Annotated in this window: 20 protein-coding genes; 9 read left to right on the forward strand and 11 right to left on the reverse strand. The window is 47.6% G+C overall.

Translation table 11 applies throughout. From position 1 onward, the window contains the following. Positions 1 to 117: 117 nt before the first annotated feature. Positions 118 to 681 (reverse strand): DNA endonuclease SmrA, encoded by a 564-nt coding sequence (smrA, locus tag NA624_RS03135; protein ID WP_001046800.1) that lies wholly within the window; start codon positions 679 to 681, stop codon positions 118 to 120. A 257-nt stretch (positions 682 to 938) separates the two neighbouring features. Here smrA and ogt point away from each other — a divergent pair, with 257 nt between their 5' ends. From ogt to uspE, 3 genes are all read left to right on the forward strand, one after another. Continuing rightward, on the forward strand, positions 939 to 1,454 hold the full coding sequence (ogt, locus tag NA624_RS03140) for a methylated-DNA--[protein]-cysteine S-methyltransferase (RefSeq protein ID WP_000945034.1): 516 nt from the start codon (positions 939 to 941) through the stop codon (positions 1,452 to 1,454). Between the two features lie 195 nt (positions 1,455 to 1,649). After that, positions 1,650 to 2,402: a fumarate/nitrate reduction transcriptional regulator Fnr gene (fnr, locus tag NA624_RS03145; protein WP_000611914.1), complete on the forward strand. Its 753-nt coding sequence runs from the start codon at positions 1,650 to 1,652 to the stop codon at positions 2,400 to 2,402. A gap of 150 nt (positions 2,403 to 2,552) precedes the next feature. Next, positions 2,553 to 3,500, forward strand: a complete 948-nt coding sequence (uspE, locus tag NA624_RS03150; RefSeq protein ID WP_001262138.1) for a universal stress protein UspE — start codon at positions 2,553 to 2,555, stop codon at positions 3,498 to 3,500. Positions 3,501 to 3,545: 45 nt separating this feature from the next. Here uspE and NA624_RS03155 read toward each other — a convergent pair whose 3' ends face one another. Further along, positions 3,546 to 3,809, reverse strand: a complete 264-nt coding sequence (locus tag NA624_RS03155; protein WP_000605646.1) for a DUF2534 family protein — start codon at positions 3,807 to 3,809, stop codon at positions 3,546 to 3,548. A 238-nt stretch (positions 3,810 to 4,047) separates the two neighbouring features. On the opposite strand from NA624_RS03155, the gene NA624_RS03160 reads away from it, so the two are divergent. Beyond that, positions 4,048 to 5,079 carry a mechanosensitive ion channel family protein gene (locus NA624_RS03160; protein WP_000493666.1) on the forward strand — a complete coding sequence of 344 codons (1,032 nt, stop codon included), beginning with the start codon at positions 4,048 to 4,050 and terminating at the stop codon, positions 5,077 to 5,079. An 85-nt stretch (positions 5,080 to 5,164) separates the two neighbouring features. Here NA624_RS03160 and NA624_RS03165 read toward each other — a convergent pair whose 3' ends face one another. Then, positions 5,165 to 5,767, reverse strand: coding sequence for a helix-turn-helix domain-containing protein (locus tag NA624_RS03165; protein WP_000163368.1), 603 nt, complete (start codon positions 5,765 to 5,767; stop codon positions 5,165 to 5,167). Between the two features lie 43 nt (positions 5,768 to 5,810). Here NA624_RS03165 and NA624_RS03170 point away from each other — a divergent pair, with 43 nt between their 5' ends. Both NA624_RS03170 and NA624_RS03175 read left to right on the forward strand, forming a co-directional pair. After that, positions 5,811 to 6,497, forward strand: a complete 687-nt coding sequence (locus tag NA624_RS03170; protein WP_000097268.1) for a B3/B4 domain-containing protein — start codon at positions 5,811 to 5,813, stop codon at positions 6,495 to 6,497. 27 nt (positions 6,498 to 6,524) lie between these two features. Next, the gene (locus NA624_RS03175; protein WP_000051812.1) at positions 6,525 to 6,863 is read left to right on the forward strand and encodes an antibiotic biosynthesis monooxygenase family protein; all 339 of its coding nucleotides are present in this window, start codon (positions 6,525 to 6,527) and stop codon (positions 6,861 to 6,863) included. 106 nt (positions 6,864 to 6,969) lie between these two features. Here the strand turns inward: NA624_RS03175 and NA624_RS03180 are convergent, their stop codons facing one another. The 4 genes from NA624_RS03180 to zirU all read right to left on the reverse strand — a co-directional run bounded on the left by NA624_RS03180 (position 6,970) and on the right by zirU (position 11,376). Then, a complete protein-coding gene (locus NA624_RS03180; RefSeq protein WP_001062620.1) occupies positions 6,970 to 7,527 on the reverse strand; it encodes a redoxin family protein in 558 nt (185 codons plus the stop codon). 95 nt (positions 7,528 to 7,622) lie between these two features. Then, positions 7,623 to 8,447: a ZirS family two-partner secretion-like system exoprotein gene (locus NA624_RS03185; RefSeq protein ID WP_001543107.1), complete on the reverse strand. Its 825-nt coding sequence runs from the start codon at positions 8,445 to 8,447 to the stop codon at positions 7,623 to 7,625. 26 nt (positions 8,448 to 8,473) lie between these two features. Next, positions 8,474 to 10,456 carry a two-partner secretion translocator ZirT gene (zirT, locus tag NA624_RS03190; protein WP_000232038.1) on the reverse strand — a complete coding sequence of 661 codons (1,983 nt, stop codon included), beginning with the start codon at positions 10,454 to 10,456 and terminating at the stop codon, positions 8,474 to 8,476. Between the two features lie 74 nt (positions 10,457 to 10,530). Beyond that, a complete protein-coding gene (gene zirU, locus NA624_RS03195; RefSeq protein WP_000273676.1) occupies positions 10,531 to 11,376 on the reverse strand; it encodes a two-partner-like secretion system exoprotein ZirU in 846 nt (281 codons plus the stop codon). A gap of 291 nt (positions 11,377 to 11,667) precedes the next feature. Between zirU and NA624_RS03200 the strand changes: the two genes are divergently transcribed. Both NA624_RS03200 and NA624_RS03205 read left to right on the forward strand, forming a co-directional pair. Further along, complete coding sequence (locus NA624_RS03200) at positions 11,668 to 12,525, forward strand: GyrI-like domain-containing protein (protein ID WP_077905324.1); 858 nt, start codon at positions 11,668 to 11,670, stop codon at positions 12,523 to 12,525. A gap of 389 nt (positions 12,526 to 12,914) precedes the next feature. Next, positions 12,915 to 14,024: a hypothetical protein gene (locus tag NA624_RS03205; protein ID WP_000275498.1), complete on the forward strand. Its 1,110-nt coding sequence runs from the start codon at positions 12,915 to 12,917 to the stop codon at positions 14,022 to 14,024. Between the two features lie 213 nt (positions 14,025 to 14,237). On the opposite strand, the gene NA624_RS03210 is transcribed toward NA624_RS03205, so the two are convergent. Together NA624_RS03210 and NA624_RS03215 are read right to left on the reverse strand one after the other, a co-directional pair. Next, entirely contained in the window at positions 14,238 to 14,474 is a 237-nt protein-coding gene (locus NA624_RS03210; RefSeq protein WP_001168017.1) for a YgdI/YgdR family lipoprotein, read from the reverse strand. Positions 14,475 to 14,602: 128 nt separating this feature from the next. Then, the gene (locus tag NA624_RS03215; protein WP_000208476.1) at positions 14,603 to 15,193 is read right to left on the reverse strand and encodes a TetR/AcrR family transcriptional regulator; all 591 of its coding nucleotides are present in this window, start codon (positions 15,191 to 15,193) and stop codon (positions 14,603 to 14,605) included. A gap of 77 nt (positions 15,194 to 15,270) precedes the next feature. Here NA624_RS03215 and bdcA point away from each other — a divergent pair, with 77 nt between their 5' ends. Further along, the gene (bdcA, locus tag NA624_RS03220) at positions 15,271 to 15,984 is read left to right on the forward strand and encodes an SDR family oxidoreductase (RefSeq protein ID WP_000979080.1); all 714 of its coding nucleotides are present in this window, start codon (positions 15,271 to 15,273) and stop codon (positions 15,982 to 15,984) included. A 90-nt stretch (positions 15,985 to 16,074) separates the two neighbouring features. Here bdcA and NA624_RS03225 read toward each other — a convergent pair whose 3' ends face one another. Then, the gene (locus NA624_RS03225) at positions 16,075 to 16,944 is read right to left on the reverse strand and encodes an aldo/keto reductase (protein WP_000456775.1); all 870 of its coding nucleotides are present in this window, start codon (positions 16,942 to 16,944) and stop codon (positions 16,075 to 16,077) included. A 275-nt stretch (positions 16,945 to 17,219) separates the two neighbouring features. Then, positions 17,220 to 18,125, reverse strand: coding sequence for a LysR family transcriptional regulator (locus tag NA624_RS03230; protein ID WP_000359206.1), 906 nt, complete (start codon positions 18,123 to 18,125; stop codon positions 17,220 to 17,222). Between the last annotated feature and the right edge of the window lie 46 nt (positions 18,126 to 18,171).

The following is an 18,171-nucleotide window of genomic DNA, read 5'->3' on the forward strand; positions in this document are numbered from 1 at the left end:
AGCGTTATCGCCCGTTCTCTTGCAGAATCCTGAGCATTTGGATGAGGCGTTATATCAGGCATAAAATCGGGTTCGCGCGAGCTTGCGCTGGCGGTCCTGTTCGCCAGCGGCAACGATTTACCGACTACGCTTCGCATGGCGCTCCCAGTTATCCTGTTTAGCCTGCACTGTTTTACGTAACGCGACATAACATGCCCCGACACCGCCATGGTGCGGTAGCGCCGAACAATAAGCCTGTACATCCTCAAACTCTGTCAACCAGCGGGCCACATAGCTTCGGACGATATTAGCATGTGACTTCGCCTCTCGCCCTTTACCATGAATGATCAGGACATTACGCAACCCCTCTTTCTGCGCCTCCAGGATAAAACGAAACAGCATCTTTCGGCACGTTTCGACCGGCTGGCGTAACAAATTGAGGCTGGCCTGCTGAGGGTATTTCCCACTGCGTAACTTGTCGATGACCCCCTGCTGCAATCCTTCCCGACGAAATTCCAGCGGTTCATTCAGCGGCAGAATATCCAGAAAGCCCGTCGTCAGGAAATTATCAAGCTGAAGCGTGTCGATACGCTGGGGCGTTTTAAGATTGCGCGTTGGCTGCCAGTGTACATCAGTATGGCGTTTCAGCGGCTGGACATCCTCCATGGCGTCAAGAAACAGCGCTTTATCGTCAAGGTTCATGGTTCATCCTCCAGCGTTTTTGCGACTGCCGTTATCATAACCGTGCCCTGTTATAGCGACAACGGTTTACAGTTATTTCCAATAACAATGACAATGTCAGGCAATTAACCGCCTCGCCCGGCTCTCTTTTTCTCCGCCAACGATATTACTGTCGCTAAATGTGTTATCCCTGACTATCTTTTAAGGAGTATGGTTGCGGGTATTCCTGGCATGATATCTTGTCTCTTACGTTAGATTAAGACGATGTGAGAGAACGGATGCTGAGATTACTTGAAGAGAAGATAGCCACGCCATTAGGACCGTTATGGGTGGTTTGCGATGAGCAGTTTCGACTGCGGGCCATTGAGTGGGAACAGTACCGCGATCGTATGGAGCAACTGCTAAATATCCACTACCGTCACGAAGGCTATGAACGCCTTTCTGCGACTAACCCCGGTGGACTCAGCGATAAGCTTGCAGATTATTTTGCAGGCAATCTCGCCGTAATTGATACCCTGGAAACCGCAACGGGGGGCACACCTTTTCAACGGGAAGTATGGCAGGCGTTGCGCGCTATCCCCTGCGGGCAGGTGATGCACTATGGTCAGTTGGCGGCGCAACTGGGACGACCGGGCGCCGCACGCGCAGTCGGTGCTGCGAATGGCGCTAACCCCATCAGTATTGTTGTTCCCTGCCATCGCGTCATCGGGCGTAACGGCACTCTGACCGGATACGCCGGTGGCGTGCAGCGAAAAGAGTGGCTATTACGCCATGAAGGCTATCTTTTATTATGAATATACAGGCAAAAAGTGCCTTATCGGTCACACTTTTATGTAAAGCAACAACAAATAAATTACGTATTTTCAAATAGATAAAAGTATTCATCAAACTTATACTTGAATTATTCCTTCTCCGGGATAGCTCAGACTTACGCGCTCACCAAAAAGATGTTAAAATTGACAAATATCAATTACGGCTTGAGCAGACCTATGATCCCGGAAAAGCGAATTATACGGCGCATTCAGTCTGGCGGTTGTGCTATCCATTGCCAGGATTGCAGTATCAGCCAGCTTTGCATCCCGTTCACACTTAACGAGCATGAGCTTGATCAGCTTGATAATATCATCGAGCGCAAAAAGCCCATTCAGAAAGGGCAAACTCTGTTTAAAGCAGGTGATGAATTGAAATCGCTCTATGCTATCCGCTCCGGAACGATTAAGAGCTACACCATTACCGAGCAAGGCGATGAGCAGATTACTGGATTCCATTTAGCAGGCGACCTGGTGGGTTTTGACGCCATTGGCAGCGGTCATCATCCGAGCTTTGCACAGGCGCTGGAAACCTCAATGGTATGTGAAATACCCTTTGAGACACTGGATGACCTGTCCGGCAAAATGCCTAACCTGCGTCAGCAAATGATGCGTCTGATGAGCGGTGAAATTAAAGGCGATCAGGATATGATCCTGTTATTGTCGAAGAAAAACGCCGAAGAACGTCTGGCTGCGTTTATTTACAACCTGTCCCGCCGCTTTGCGCAGCGTGGTTTTTCACCGCGTGAATTCCGCCTGACGATGACCCGTGGCGATATCGGCAACTATCTGGGCTTAACAGTCGAAACCATTAGCCGTCTGCTGGGGCGTTTCCAGAAAAGCGGTATGCTGGCGGTGAAAGGTAAGTATATTACTATTGAAAACAGCGATGCGCTGGCGGCCCTCGCCGGTCATACCCGCAACGTCGCTTAAACGTCAGCTAAACCATTGATGTTATCTTCTGCCATATCGTTAAATTTTTCTCATTTATTGATCTGGCAGAAGCGCTTCCTCTGTTTCATTCACCATATTTGAGTTACTCTTTAGTTACAAACTGCGATGACAGTTGTAAGGAGACCCTGTATGGCTATGTATCAAAATATGCTGGTGGTCATCGATCCCAATCAGGACGACCAACCCGCATTACGGCGAGCAGTTTATTTGCATCAACGGATTGGCGGCAAAATTAAAGCTTTCCTGCCTATTTACGATTTCTCGTATGAGATGACCACCCTGCTTTCTCCTGACGAACGCACCGCAATGCGTCAGGGCGTAATAAGTCAACGCACAGCCTGGATACGTGAGCAGGCGAAATATTATCTTGAAGCCGGTGTCCCCATTGAAATTAAAGTGGTCTGGCACAATCGTCCCTTTGAGGCCATCATCCAGGAGGTTATCGCCGGCAGTCACGATCTGGTGTTGAAAATGGCGCATCAGCACGATCGACTGGAAGCGGTCATTTTTACCCCTACCGACTGGCATTTGCTGCGTAAATGCCCAAGCCCCGTGTGGATGGTCAAAGATCAGCCGTGGCCAGAGGGCGGCAAAGCCCTGGTCGCCGTGAACCTGGCAAGCGAAGAGCCCTATCACAATGCTCTCAACGAAAAGCTGGTAAAAGAGACCTTACAATTGGCGGAGCAGGTTAATCATACCGAAGTACACCTGGTCGGCGCCTACCCCGTTACGCCAATCAATATTGCCATTGAGCTGCCGGAATTTGATCCCAGCGTGTATAACGACGCCATCAGAGGCCAGCATTTACTGGCGATGAAAGCGCTGCGCCAGAAATTCAGCATCGATGAAAAAGTTACGCATGTAGAAAAAGGTTTGCCGGAAGAAGTTATCCCGGACCTTGCCGAACATCTCCAGGCGGGGATCGTTGTGCTTGGCACCGTTGGACGTACCGGACTCTCAGCCGCGTTTCTGGGGAACACGGCCGAACAGGTCATTGACCATCTGCGCTGCGACCTGTTAGTCATTAAGCCTGATGAGTATCAAACACCGGTTGAACTGGACGACGAGGACGATTAATCCCTCTTCTGTCCTGCCGGATGGCACTGCCATCCGGCCAATACCCTATTCCTGTTGCTCATCTCCGCCGAGGAAATAGATCCCCAAAGGAATCGCCAGCAGAATAGTGAACACCAGACTGTAAACGAAAATCATTGCCGACTGAATGGCATACATAGAGCTTGTCCACTCGGACAGTGGAATATGATATTGCTCAATCACACCGCCGATAGTCGCGCGCGTTACCACCGATGCCGCAACGATAAACACTGCCAGCAGGCATAACAGAAATTTTTTCCCCTTCGCCGATTTCAGCTTCATCATGATCATAGTATTGTCCTTTACAGATGACTTTGTTACCTGATAGCAACAATACCATGACAATCACGCGATGTCTGCTCCATAAAACGTGACATTGTATTTACATAAAAAGTAAACCGCTGAGATTAAAGCTAATAGCACTATTTCTTCTTTTTACTTATCGATGATCTACGCGTTTATCCTGGGTAAAATACCTGTTAATCAGGTCATTCTGAGCTGTTATCGTAGGAAGGAGCGGAAAACAATAATGTTCACTGAATTTTTTCTCAAAAACGCATTTAATCTGGCGATACTTTTCAGTTGCGGCATGGCGTTGCTGGTCGTGAGATTTTGGCTCAGCCGTAACGTACAGTGGAAGAAAGGATTCACGTTTCATGCGGCACAGTTTTTTATTTACGCGATTATTATTGGGACCATCGGGAGCATCCTGAATAATGCTATTGAAGATTATAATTTGCGTTTTATCTCTTCCGGGGTCATTGATTTTATCTGCACCTCGCTCATTGCGCTTATTCTGACGATAAAACTTTTCCTGATTATTAACCAATTTGAAAAAGCACAGGTCAATAAAGGTAGAGATGTCACCAGTACCCGTATTCTGGCACGGGTCATAAAAATAACCATTATTGTCGCGATTGTCTTATTGTATGGCGAACATTTTGGCATGAGTCTGTCCGGTCTGCTGACCTTTGGCGGTATCGGCGGTATCGCTGTTGGTATGGCGGGCAAAGATGTCCTGAGCAATTTTTTCTCCGGTATTATGCTCTATTTCGATCGCCCCTTCAGTATCGGAGACTGGATTCGTTCTCCTGACAGAAATATCGAAGGTACGGTCGCCGAAATCGGCTGGCGAATTACGCGAATTAACACATTCGACCACCGCCCGTTGTACGTGCCTAATTCCGTCTTTTCATCCATTAGCGTTGAGAATCCGGGACGGATGACCAACCGTCGAATAAAAACGGTTATTGGATTACGTTACGAAGATGCCGACAAAATTGGCCTCATTGTTGACGCTATCAGAAACATGTTGCAGGCGCACAGAGATATCGATCAGAAACAGACGCTGTTGGTCTATTTTAATGAATTCGCCGACTCTTCGCTGAATATTATGGTGTATTGCTTTACCAAAACAACAGTATGGCAGGAATGGCTTGCCGTACAGCAGGATGTTTACCTGAAAATTATTGCGATTGTCCAGGAAAACGGCGCTGACTTCGCCTTCCCAAGCCAGACGCTCTATATCGATGACCCGGAGACCGCGCCTGCGACAAAATAAAAGATAGCCGGTGCCCGATAACGCTTATCGGGCACCGAGGCTTCTCTGTCCGGATGACGGGTTGTTAGCGCCTTCCTCACGGTGATCAACGGCTCTTTTCATTCACCGTCATGGTAAATTCAAGCACCTCATTAGTGTCGTTAACGTAGGCATGAGGCATGTCGGTTCTGGCTACAGCGGAGCAGCCCTCCCGAATAATAAAGCGTCTACCGTTGACTGTTAATGTCAGTGTTCCCTGATTAACAAACAGTAATTCACAGGTGTCTGCCGGATGCCCTGCCGATTCAAACTGTTCACCAGGATGCATTATCCATTGCCAGAGTTCCAGCATATCCGGCCCGCTGGTTCCCGCCATCAGTTTTGCGCTGCCGCCTTTCTCGCCGCGCCACAACACCGGAATAGCATCCCGGTCGATAAGATGGACCATCGGCTCGCTGGCGACGTTGACAAAATCCGCCACGGACACTCCCATTGCCGCCGCGATCTTACATAATAGCGCAATGCTTGGATTGGCTTTACAGCCTTCAATTTCCACCAGCATTCCTTTACTGACGCCGGAACGCCGCGCAAGCTCATCCAGCGACATCTTTTTTTGGCTACGAAATTGTTTGATACGTTGGGAAACAGCTTCATTTATCGTGCTGACGTCGGCGCCCGCCGTGGTCGATAAGTTGACTTTTTTGGTCATTGGTCGATATCATAGAAGAAAATAGTCATTACAGGATTATGCGATGTCTTCTATGTTACCGTCAATCAGCCCGGAACTGGCCCGTATCGCTCCCGGCTTTCGTGCATTAAGTATTAATGTTATTGCCGCTCCGGTTCGCGATGCGCAGGTCGGAGAAATCGCGCTAAAAGAGGCCTGTCAGGCCGTAATTAACGGCCAACCGACGTGGGCACAGGCGCATATAGACGCCTGGAATGCGGTGTTTAAAGCATTCGGCGCAAAACCAAAGCGCACCCCCTGCTCGGCTGAAGCGCTACGAAAACGCGTGTTGAAGGATGGAACAATGGCGGCGCTGGATCCGGTCGTTGATCTTTATAACGCGGTGAGCCTGCGCTATGCCGTACCGGTAGGCGGCGAAAATAGCGCGGCTTATTGTGGATCGCCGCGGCTGGTTTTCGCAGACGGAAGTGAAACATTTGATACCCTGAAAGAAGGACAACCCGTCACCGAGTCGCCAGAACCGGGCGAAGTTATCTGGCGCGATGACAGAGGCGTCACCTGTCGGCGCTGGAACTGGCGTCAGGGAGTACGTACCCGACTAAGCGCTTCAGATAAAGCGATGTGGTTTATCCTTGAAAGCTTGCCGGAAATGCCGGTTGATGAATTGTACGCGGCAGGAAACATGCTGACTGACGGCCTTGAAAAAATGATGCCAGGTTTACGTTTTGAATCCACGTTGATGGGTGTCTGATTGATATTGCGTAACAGGAGAAATACCATGTCGCTGTTTCTGACAAGTTTTATTTTCGAAAAAAAAGAGTACGACGAAGAGTTTTATCAACTGGATGGCTGGATTGAGCGCTATACGCAGTCTATTGATGGCTATATTGGGATGGAAAGCTATACCGATGCCGCCAGCGGAAGAATGGTTAATAATTATTACTGGCAGACCCGCGAATCAATGGAGCTATTGATAAATAATTTACAGCACCAGCAGGCCAAATCACAAAGTCATAAGTGGCTTTCCGGTTACCAGACGATTATTGCAGAAATTCAGGGGTGCCATAACGTTAACCTGCCCCATCCGCTGGCATCATTTTCAGTTCCTTATGCGTGATGCAATAGTATATGTGTTAAATGTGGGGGCACTACAGGAGGATGTCTGCGCCCCTGCATTGCCGGTTATTCGGTTCTCTGTGCAGGGACGGTGCTGATATAAGTGATTAGTAAACAGGAAGATGAGTGATATCTCGTGGTACAATAACACGCGTAACCACATTGTTTTCATCGCACTCTATCAACGCTCTGGCAAAAATACTGAGCTCATTAATTTTCAGCCCGGAATTATCCAAAAACTGGCGGCAAGCGTAGTCAGAAACAAAGGTTATGCCGGGATGAATATCATGTTCCCGAATAAAACGGGCCTGAGCAAATGGCGTATCCATACTCAGCACATATACCGCCCGGTTTGAGTGGCTACCCGCTGATTTAAGGCGGTCACTATAGTCTTTTACCTGCCATTCACAAACCGGCGTATCCAGTGACGGGACGACAATAATCCGCTTTTTTATCCCCGGGATACAGTAACCCGGTAATAAATTATGGCTCACCAGCCCCTTTGTGCAGGGTAATGGTTTGCCTTCAGCCAGTATACCGGGTTTGAGGGTCAGCTGCGTTTTGCCAAAGGTGACAGCGTGTTCCTGACCCAATGAGATATAATCTTGTGTTGTTGCTGGTGTCATAAAAAGTTCTCCTTTTAACGTTTGTATTATTTTAGCCATAATAATTATTTAGCAATCTACTAAAGAACCAAGTCAACATCCATAATAAGAGCAGTGAAATAAAAGCCAACCCATTATTCATTGCTGTTTTTACTCTACTTTTTTATTGTCCCGGAGATAGTAAATTTATCTTTAATCAATTCCCCAAAATATTTATATGTCAATTTCAACTCTCCATTTGAACCTCCATTATAAGTTACCGTCTGAAGATACTCTCCGGGATTACCCCCGGCTTTGATATCGCATCGACTATTCCAACTTCCTATTGAAAAATGCCCACACTGGAGATTGAGATTAGATATGGGGTTATTATTTATATCTTTAACAATAATTTTCACAACAGCACTCTCTCCTGGCATCAGTAAAGATTTATCTGCACTAATGACAGATAAATCTTTACTCAATTTAACTATACGTTTTGTTTCAATAGAATGGAGTTCAGAAACCATCGGCACAGGCGTATATCCTGGTGCTGAGACCATATCTGTTTCGTTATAATGCTCAATTCTTATCTTCGAACCTACATTATCCTCGCTGATAACAATTTCATATTTACACGGCTTTTCACGTAGAAGCTCATGCTGTGAGTCATCTTTCTCAACGCGATAATACGTACATACTGTGGTAGCCGTTTCATTAGCTTGATATTTTTCAGAATCAAGATCACTGACTCTCCCAACCATTCTTGCTTTTAAAAGCATGCCTGGTATAGGTATATATGATTCAAAATATCCATAATCCCCATTCAATTCCAACCCATAATCACTCAACGGCGAACTAGGCCTGTGCCCAACGCTCGGCGCCGTAGGAGGAGAAAACATCCCGACGGTTGCCGCGGACGTTGTCGACGAATCCGCCAAGACGCTTATCGGCGCAGCCGCCAGAAGCAGGCTATAGATAATAAGATTATGTTTCGACATACGCACTGTTGATCCTTTTTAAAACATTAATTCGCATCAGATGCTGCGGTAGAACTCTTAGCATTTTCTTTATCAGAAATAATTCTGACGCGAATATATTTATTCTGTAGCGATTCCCCGTTAAGGCTATAAGGGATAAGCCAGGTGGCTTTTGTCGCCCCCGGTACGGATTGCCAGGATTTCATTTCATCCGAGATTTCCCACTGATAATTAAACGCATCAGTACAGTCCGTGTTATTTATACAAAGCGTTCTGGCTCGCATTTCTGTTCCGACGACTGGCGCAGTGACGCTTCCGTTGGCTTCTTCAGTACCCGGCGTAAAAAGCACCTCCACAGAAGTGACCTTCTGCGCAATACTGTCTGACTGCGCTTGTAGTAGTACGGTACCCTTCACCGGATGTTTATCGTCTGGTCCGCTTGCTTCAATATGTAATTTGAGCGAGCGGGCATCATCGCCGATATGGGTCACCAGAACCCGTTCAACCCAATGGCCGTCACGCTCTGTACCACCGAGCGCTTTAAATGCCAGACCCGGCGTATCTGATTGATACTTAATATTACGTGGTTTGAGCGACGCCCACTCCTCTTCAGAGCGCTCGCGCACGTAGTGCCACTCAATAACCTTCCCCTCTTCTCCGGCGGGAAGCGGCGTACTGACAACAAAGTTGCCATCCTCAACCTGAACATCGTCATTGATAACATTTATCCAGGAACGGAAACTGGTCTCATCCTGTGTCACCCTTACCGTGATACGCTCGGAGGTCACGCGAGTACCCCGGCTGTCAGTCACCGTTAAATAAAGGCTATACTCCTGACCGTCGGTCGCCGTCAGCGGAAGTTGTGGAAGGATAAGGCCGCTGCCCAGACTCCCCTGAAGCTGGAGCCCGGCGAGAAGCTCCGCATCACCCGACCACTCAACTTTCTCAATCGGGTAACGGCTATCTACCGTCGCCATTAATGTCACGAGCGTCCCGGACAGGCCTGACACTGGCATTGCCGTAATGCGGATTTTACTGGCCTGCTCCCGATACGCCATGACGATATCGTAATTACGATCGACAAAGGCACGCCGATTAGTCGTATTTGACGGCGCCCCAACGTTGCGGTAATCAAGCTGTTCATGTAACGGCGTACCGAAGGAATAGTTGACTCTCAGACCGCCCTCAGCCTGCGATCCGCCATTACCGGCGTCCCGATATCCTGCTCTGACCTCAAGCAAGGGGACAGGATTCCAGACCAGAGCCGCACCTGCGGCGCGGGGATTCCGGCTTAATGTACCGTTACCCAATAGATCAACTTTATCCCCGTAATACTGTTCATATGTCAGCTCGCCACTGAACCAGGGAAAATCGGGGAGCGTGCCTTTTGTTCGCAGATCAAAGCCATATGCCGGACGCTCATCATGTAATTCATGAACTGCTGACGTTTTCCAGCCGGTGAGAGGGAAATAATAGTTGCCGGAAAAGGCCAGACTGTCTTTATAGACTTCCCCGCCAATGCCGCCACGCAAGTGGGAATAACGGATGTCGGCATCCAGAAACGTATTGACGCCGAGCAGCCATCCATTGACCTCCTGGCGGTAACCCACACCAACGTTAACATAGGTGCGGCCATCGAAACGGCTGCTGTCGTGGTCGCGAAAGCCAAGCTGGCCAAAGAGTAAAGACGATGTCGTTTCCTGGACGGGAATAAACATATCGAACTCTGATGAACGATATTTCGCGCCGTCTTCAAGATTGACGCCACCACGGAAAATAATCTCCGGAAAAGCGCTCTTCATCCCCTCGTTCACCAAATGATTAGCGGCTTGCCCTGGTAATGCCTTTATTTTTCCTTTGGCATAATCCTCCAGCGTCCCCTCCTGCAGATGCGGAGAAATAGACGATGCCGTCCCCGCAATCCACGACTGAATTTCATTATCGCTATCAGCAATGACCGGGAGTGGAATCTGACTGGTAACAATGGCCCAGGTTATATATTTAGTAATGGGTTTTTTAGAAAAAACCACTTTATTGTCTCCTGCTATATCCCCCTGCCTGGCAGAGGGAGTATTTAAATAAGAGGTTTATTTAGCGATAACCATCAGCGACGGATAGCGCGTTTATTCTCCGGCGTGGCTTTCGTCGTTTTAGGCGTAACGTGGACACGGAACAGTTTATTCTGCTCAGTTCCCTTAATAATATATTTATGTTTTTCAGCGTTAGTATTATTCAGATCGGTGAACTTATCTGGTGTCCCGGCATCCGCCATCTGCCAGGTAAAGTTATAATTACTGACCTCACACTCAGCCGCCGCTGTGGCGGCACATTCCAGTACCGCTTCAAGGGTGCCGCCCACCACTGGAGTGTTGGCGTCATTGGTACCGTTGAGTTCATCAGTCGGTTTACCACTTTCATTCACCACATTGATAGTGACAGAACGTAGCTTATTAGAAATTGTACCGTCTGCGGCGGAGTCGCCGCCCACGCCAGAAGATGAAGAAGTTAATAAGACAGTGGCAGGCAAGAATGCACTATCCGGCGTCCCCGTTGCCGTCTTAATCCGGTAAACGATTTTAATTTTTTTACCGCCTGCATCAGCAGGAATGGTAAAAGCCGTCCCGGTTGCCGCCGGGGTTCCAGAAGGATCGGCAGCCTCATTATCCACCAGGTACCATTTAATATCGTCGGCATTATTCATTTTATCCAGCGATAAGGGATCCCCATCCTCATCCCTAATAAAAACATCCGCTATCTGGAGGGTTGAACCGGTCGTCAGTTCCCCAGACACTTCTATCTTTTTTGCATTAGTAGTTGCCACAGGACGGTGACCAACAGAAGCAGGTGTAGCAGAAGAAGCCATATCATTGGCTCTGGTATTCGCCACCGCCTCTACTGAGACCACGGATGCACAAATCGCTAACGCTAATAAAGATTTTTTGAAGTACAAAACAATTCCCTTTTATTAAATCATTAGAAATAATTACGAGATTTATAATCTCACGAGCTAAAAATTCAGGGTTATTCAATCATTTTAACCCCCTGTGAAATTATGCCCTTCGCCATGCTAATTACTTAGCTTTACTGGCAAAAACCGATCTCCAAGTGTAAAGTTTATTCAAAAACGTCAAGCAATTTAAATATTTCTTGTTTTGCCAGAAAAGCTAACAACCCCACTAGTTTAATAACACAGTATGTCAAATACCTTAAATGTTTATATTTTCGGCTTCAATAAAGAGGAATGATGATGAAAAAAGCCATAATAATCTCAGTATTAGAGCAAATAGAAAAAAATATTGAAGAGAGGATTGATATTGAAAAGCTGGTTGTTATAACAGGTTATTCGCGAAGGAGTTTGCAGGATTTTTTTAAAGAAAAGTGTGGAGTCTCTATCGGAAAATATATCAGACAACGCAAGTTGAGCAGAAGCGCCACTCTGCTAAAGCTGACCTCTCAGTCGGTCACAGATATCGCGTTCAGAATGGGGTTTGATTCAGTGCAGTCCTATAGTCGAGAGTTCAAAAAAACATTTGGTGTCAATCCCAATAACTATCGCAAGGCTGATTTCTGGGATCTCAGAAACCTACGGCCTCCCTACTGGCTTGACTGTGATGAGCATTATCAGTTCGAAATTTGTCAGCTTACGTCAAAAGAAATTTTCGGATTTCAAACATCTCATCAGATCGCAACAAATGACCTTCCTAAAAAAGCGTCGCCTATAAAATGGAAAATCATTCATGAGACGCTCAGAACGTGGGGCGAAAATGTGTATTGTCTCTCGTCTTTTAAGCCGGATAATACCAATGACCAGGTCATCGCCGTAAGCAGTTTTTTTGGTATGGAACATAATTCCGTCGATGGAGGCAAAATGCCCATGTCGAGGGTAATAAAATGTGGTAAATATGCAAAATTCCATTTCGTTGGTCATAAGGAAAAATATCAACAATTTTCCAATACAATATATATGTGTATATTGCCAAAACTGAATCTTATCAGGAGAGAAGGAGAAGATATTGAATACTTCCATTTGGCATCCGTCCAAAAGCAACAGAATAATGAATCCATTGTCGATCTTTATTATTATATCCCTGTACTGTAATGACTTCGTACCATCCACGTATTTCATCTGAAAAGCCTTCTCTTTTCAGAGCGGTAATAAAACTCTCAGTATTGATTCTGATAAAATAAGTGACTATTAAATAAGTTAACATTTTGAAAGGATTGAGAAAATAACTTGTTGTCACGCAACACCGGAGCCAGGTTTCTGACAGTACTGTACGGTGTAGTGATCAGGTAATATTGGCTACAGTTTACGGTAAAAGCAAAGTCCATACTTTAACTATTAATGGGAGTATGCTGGCCGGGCGGCTTGCGGGGCCTTCATGCTCCCACATCTATAATGTTGGTATGATTACATTCTCTCTATACTTTCCTGTGCTAACCTTTTATCTCGTTGAGATAACGTTTAATTAAAATGTTCTCTTTTTGATGTACATTATAAGAGGAGACATTATTCATATTTTCGAAATCAGGGCAGACGATATGTATACAACCATCAGAAACACAGCGCTAGCAATGGTAGCTTGTTTTTCGTATATCGCACATGCCAGTACCCCCCCTCCTCTTATTATCACCAGGGGAGCCGGAGGAGACGCCTCCGGAGCCACAGTCATTCATGATAATTGGCGGCATGGCACTCCTGACCTGGTCAATCTTACCGATATCCCCATAGATAAAATCAGACCAGAAAAATACAGTTGCGTACTGATTATTGGGCAAGGAGCTATAAAAGAAATGCTTCTTGCGAACAATGCCTCAGCAATACTTTCCGGAAAAACTGTTGGTCTTTATAGTCATCTGATCGATCAGAACGCGCTCAGATTACTTCGGCAATTGCAGAACAAAGTGAGATTCAATCTCTTTTTTACCCGCTCACAGATAACTCTACTAAAACTAAGGAACATTTCAGAATATAATTTTTTGAGTTCTAAAGTAAATAATGTCTGGGGACAAGACTCACTAGCAATTGAAACAGTGGCACCTGACAGGGGTAATATACCGGAAAAAGCGCTTCCCCTCAAAACAACGGATTATGTGATCTGGCTGGGTGGAAACTATACTACCTCCTCTGGTACGCAGCGTATCTTCACAAACGATCAGATTGTTGTAGCCCTGAAACCACTACATAATGTTATTTCATCAAACGCATCGATTGCTATTATGCTTTCACCACGTTTTTTTGATAATAGCATGAGTAAAGAAGCAAAAGTTAAACGACTGAAGGCAGTGCTTAACACCTTTTCGCGAAACAGGGTCACATTTTATATGAGTAAGGAGATGCTTGCTAATCTGAAAGAATTTGATTTGCCTGTTCAACTATCCCCTTCTTACGCAGAGCTGATGCGAATGCCCTGGGCCAGCGCTACCCGGCATTTTGCTTCTGTGGATCAATATAACCTGTTTGCTGATCTCATACCTAAAGTCACGCCGTTTCTTCTTGAACCGAATGATGCCGATCAAGCTCTCTATGCGACGGATTATCTTAATACCCGGCGTGTAAGTCTGACCCAAAATATTCTTAACCACGGTTGTGACTAAATAAAACGCGCAGAATCCGGGATAGTTAACAATCCAAAACAGACCGTTAGCCATGAGTACTGTTTACCTTCAATATACAGGGAACAACCAAATAACTGACGACACAAATCAAGCTGAGACCCGGAATTCGGCTATACAGGCACTCTATTCAATTCAGGCCCAGAAACTGTCCGGTACCCATACTGGACACGGCCTCCCAACTGCTTTAGCGCATTACCAGTCCAGCTTCGATGCGCCTTCTGTCGTCTGCACTATTTCACTGGTTTTAATAACGCGATGATAACCATAAACATCAGCGTATTTCGTCATTCCGGTTGCGGTGTCAACCTCCGGCTTACCCTGCGTTTCAATAATCTCTCCCGTCCGGGTCGTCATGGTATAGGTCGTTGTACATCCGGCTAGCATCAACACTGATAAGCTAAGTACCGTAATAAGACTACATTTTTGCATTTCTCGTTTCCCTGGCACCTCTATTTTTGATGTACTTTACCGAATACCGCAACGGCAAGATGGATGATTAGGGCTATTGCTCCCTGTTTGTCCGTATCTGACTGGCTCAGGTTTTTTGATGCGCTGCGTTAATCCGGCAGTAATCGCTCCAGCACATCCCCAGCCAGAAGCACGCTCTCCTGAAGACGCTCCAGGCCATACCCCGCTCGCGCCTTGGCGGAAAGTCCCGCCATTAACGTCCCCATAAAGTCCGTCGTCCGGTCAGCCTCTTGCGGATACCGCATGGCGACATAAGTGCGAATCAGGTTTTCAGCAGCGATGTAAAACTCGCAGGCGGCCTCTCGTGCCGGTTTATCGTTACAATGAGCGCCCTCCAGAACCAGACATCCGGTGGCATCAGGATCGGCAACGTAACGTCTTGCCGCTTCCATCAGCACATCAATAAGGCACTTCGCGGTCGGGCGATCGTGACGCAGAAGCGCCCCGAGCGGAATCGCGTCGGTCATCCTGTAACGCTTTAATACGCGGGTATACAGCCCCAGCTTGCTGCCAAACGCCGCATAGAAACTGGGAGGATTGATCCCGAACGCTTTTGTCAGATCCGCTACGCTCACCGCGTCGTAGCCGCGCGAATGAAATAAGTGTTGAGCGGTTTCAATGGCTTGCTCCGGATCGAACTGGCGAGGACGACCCGGCGTTCGACTATGTTTTGTAGTCATTACTACATAACTCCTTGACGGCATGATTTCATTACGCATATTGTAGTGGCTACTACAATATCATAAAGGACATCCTGATGATGCTATTTCGCAACAAATCTGTACTGGTTTTAGGGGGAAGTCGTGGTATCGGCGCGGCTATTGTACGACGCTTTAGCGCTGACGGCGCATCGGTCGTTTTCAGCTACGCCGGATCGCGTGAAGCCGCCGAAAAACTGGCAGCGGAAACTGGAAGCACCGCCATCCAGACGGATAGCGCCGATCGTGATGCCATCATCAGCCTCGTGCGTGAGTACGGACCACTGGATATTCTGGTCGTCAATGCGGGCGTGGCTCTCTTCGGCGATGCGCTGGAACAAGATAGCGATGCGATAGATCGTTTGTTCCGCATTAATATCCATGCGCCTTACCATGCGTCAGTCGAAGCAGCCCGCAACATGCCGGAAGGTGGACGCATTATTATTATCGGTTCCGTGAATGGCGATCGGATGCCCGTACCGGGAATGGCCGCGTACGCCGCCAGTAAATCAGCCCTGCAAGGGCTGGCGCGCGGCCTGGCCCGTGATTTTGGCCCCCGCGGGATTACGATAAATGTGGTGCAGCCAGGCCCCATTGATACCGACATCAATCCGGAAGATGGCCCCATGAAAGAGCTGATGCACAGTTTCATGGCGATCAAACGACACGGAAGACCTGAAGAAGTGGCTGGAATGGTGGCATGGCTTGCCGGTCCGGAAGCCTCTTTCGTCACCGGCGCGATGCACACCATCGATGGTGCCTTCGGCGCCTGACGGCCAGGCGAATATCACACGGTTGCCGTCTACGCTCCGGCAACCGTGTTAGAAGCTGTTCATGCGAGAAAACATCTGCAAGCGCCGGGATCAATCGTGGATTTTAACGCCAAGACAACCGCGAACAAATTCAGGATTAAAATGCTTCACCGCTTCGCCAACGTAGCCTAAATCAAGGGCGTTGATTTGAGCCATTTCGTTATCCGTTAGTGAGAAATCCCAGATGGCAAAGTTCTCTTCAATACGTTCCTGTCGAGTGGATTTAGGAATAACCGTGACGCCACGCTGCACGTTCCAACGCAGGACAACTTGCGCGATGGTTTTTTGATGGGCATCGGCAATCCTTTGAAGCATGACATTTTCATACGGTTTATGTCTCCCGCCGCCTAACGGCGCCCACGCTTCAGGCTGAACGTTATAATGCTTCATGGTTTCCAGCGCGGCGGGTTGTGCAAAGTATGGATGCAATTCGACCTGGTTTACCATTGGCGTAATTCTGACGGTTTCACAGAAGTTGGCTAACACATGCGCATAGAAGTTGGACACGCCAATGGCTTTTAGTTTACCGGCTTCATAAGCGTCTTCCAGCGCGCGCCACGCACTAAAATAATCGCCCATTGCCTGATGCAATAAATAGAGATCAAAATAATCTAACCCGGATTTTTTCAGCGACGCTTCAATACCTGCTTTGGCCAGATCGTAGTTAGCCATATCTTGCACCCACAGTTTAGAAGTAATAAATAACTCCTCACGGGTACACAGGCCTGTCGCGATGGCTTCACGAACAGCGTCACCAACGGCATCTTCATTGCCGTATACCGCAGCGGTATCGATAAGACGATAACCACTGCGAATAGCGCTTAACACTGACTGCTGACATTCTTCTTTGTCGGTTACCTTAAAAACGCCAAAACCCACCATAGGCATTTTAAGGTTGTTACTTAATATTGAATATTCCACGCTAAAGCACCCTTTCGTTGTAAAGACGCCATGATAAGAGCAAAAGACAGGTACAATGAGTATTGTTAAATCCGATTATTTTTATACAAAAAGTTCATTAATAACAGTTGTACAGATTTTTTATTGCATCCAAACGTTCAGTGCTTGCTATATCCTCGCCGTGTAGCACCTGTTTGATAATGCCTTTTACTTATGCGTCAAAACCAGTACCGTCATTTTGACCGTCTGTGAAAAAGTTTTCTAAACAGGCAATGCGATATCCGGAATAATATTTTTTAGCGAAGAGACTCCGGCTGGCTCAGCGCCGTTTTGCACCAGTCATAAAAAGCGCGTACCGTAGGCGGCAGAAACCTGTTTTGCGGATAGACCAGCGCAAGCGGCAAATCATAAGAATGGTTGTCCATGCAGGTCACCAGCGCCCCACTGTGCAGATACGGCGCAACCAGATAGCTGGCGACGCGAATTAACCCCAGCCCCTGTATTCCGGCCTGAATATAAGCGTCCGTATCATCGACAACCAGCGTCTCCTGCACCCGCATCGCGTAATCCTTCCCCTCACGCGTAAAAAACCAGTCGGTGGTACGCCCAGTGCGGTGGTTCAGGTAGCCGACCGCATGGTGTTTTTGCAGATCATCTAAATTTTCAGGGCTACCGTAACGCTCAATGTAAGTGGGCGATGCTGCTATCACCCAGTTAAAGCTGGCAAGTGGACGGGCAACCAGCGTGGTGGAATCATCGATCCTGCCGGCCCGAATCACGCAGTCATACCCTTGCAGGATAATATCCTCCACGCTATCGCTGGAACAAAGTATCAGCTCCAGCTCCGGATACTGGCGCAAAAAGGCCGGGAGCGTGGGAATAATGCAATGCCGGGCGAGAGATTGCGGCATCCCTACTTTAAAACGCCCTTTGGGTTGTGCCGCCCGGCCGGGAAATGACGACTCCATGGCCGCGATATCTGCCAGTACTCTTTTGCACTCTTCGTAGTAACGCCGCCCCTCTGCGGTCACGCTAAGTTTGCGGGTTGTACGTTGCAAAAGCTGAATCTTAAGCCAGGATTCCAGTTCTTTAACCACCCGCGATACCGTTGAGCGCGGCACGCCCAGCACTTCGGCGGCTCTGATAAAACTATGGGTATCCACTACGCAAACATAGACCTGCATCGCTTCCAGCTTGTCCATTTTCCCCCCGCCAATTATCCCATTTATCAGAACAGTCTAACCCGTC

Source organism: Salmonella sp. NW38, from assembly GCF_051807745.1.
GTDB lineage: Bacteria > Pseudomonadota > Gammaproteobacteria > Enterobacterales > Enterobacteriaceae > Salmonella > Salmonella enterica.

Coding starts and splice junctions, on each gene's coding strand:
- smrA (WP_001046800.1), bottom strand. CDS start 681: ATGAACCTTGACGATAAAGCGCTGTTTCTTGACGCCATGGAGGATGTC.
- ogt (WP_000945034.1), top strand. CDS start 939: ATGCTGAGATTACTTGAAGAGAAGATAGCCACGCCATTAGGACCGTTA.
- fnr (WP_000611914.1), top strand. CDS start 1,650: ATGATCCCGGAAAAGCGAATTATACGGCGCATTCAGTCTGGCGGTTGT.
- uspE (WP_001262138.1), top strand. CDS start 2,553: ATGGCTATGTATCAAAATATGCTGGTGGTCATCGATCCCAATCAGGAC.
- NA624_RS03155 (WP_000605646.1), bottom strand. CDS start 3,809: ATGATCATGATGAAGCTGAAATCGGCGAAGGGGAAAAAATTTCTGTTA.
- NA624_RS03160 (WP_000493666.1), top strand. CDS start 4,048: ATGTTCACTGAATTTTTTCTCAAAAACGCATTTAATCTGGCGATACTT.
- NA624_RS03165 (WP_000163368.1), bottom strand. CDS start 5,767: ATGACCAAAAAAGTCAACTTATCGACCACGGCGGGCGCCGACGTCAGC.
- NA624_RS03170 (WP_000097268.1), top strand. CDS start 5,811: ATGTCTTCTATGTTACCGTCAATCAGCCCGGAACTGGCCCGTATCGCT.
- NA624_RS03175 (WP_000051812.1), top strand. CDS start 6,525: ATGTCGCTGTTTCTGACAAGTTTTATTTTCGAAAAAAAAGAGTACGAC.
- NA624_RS03180 (WP_001062620.1), bottom strand. CDS start 7,527: ATGGCTAAAATAATACAAACGTTAAAAGGAGAACTTTTTATGACACCA.
- NA624_RS03185 (WP_001543107.1), bottom strand. CDS start 8,447: ATGTCGAAACATAATCTTATTATCTATAGCCTGCTTCTGGCGGCTGCG.
- NA624_RS03200 (WP_077905324.1), top strand. CDS start 11,668: ATGATGATGAAAAAAGCCATAATAATCTCAGTATTAGAGCAAATAGAA.
- NA624_RS03205 (WP_000275498.1), top strand. CDS start 12,915: ATGTACATTATAAGAGGAGACATTATTCATATTTTCGAAATCAGGGCA.
- NA624_RS03210 (WP_001168017.1), bottom strand. CDS start 14,474: ATGCAAAAATGTAGTCTTATTACGGTACTTAGCTTATCAGTGTTGATG.
- NA624_RS03215 (WP_000208476.1), bottom strand. CDS start 15,193: ATGACTACAAAACATAGTCGAACGCCGGGTCGTCCTCGCCAGTTCGAT.
- bdcA (WP_000979080.1), top strand. CDS start 15,271: ATGATGCTATTTCGCAACAAATCTGTACTGGTTTTAGGGGGAAGTCGT.
- NA624_RS03230 (WP_000359206.1), bottom strand. CDS start 18,125: ATGGACAAGCTGGAAGCGATGCAGGTCTATGTTTGCGTAGTGGATACC.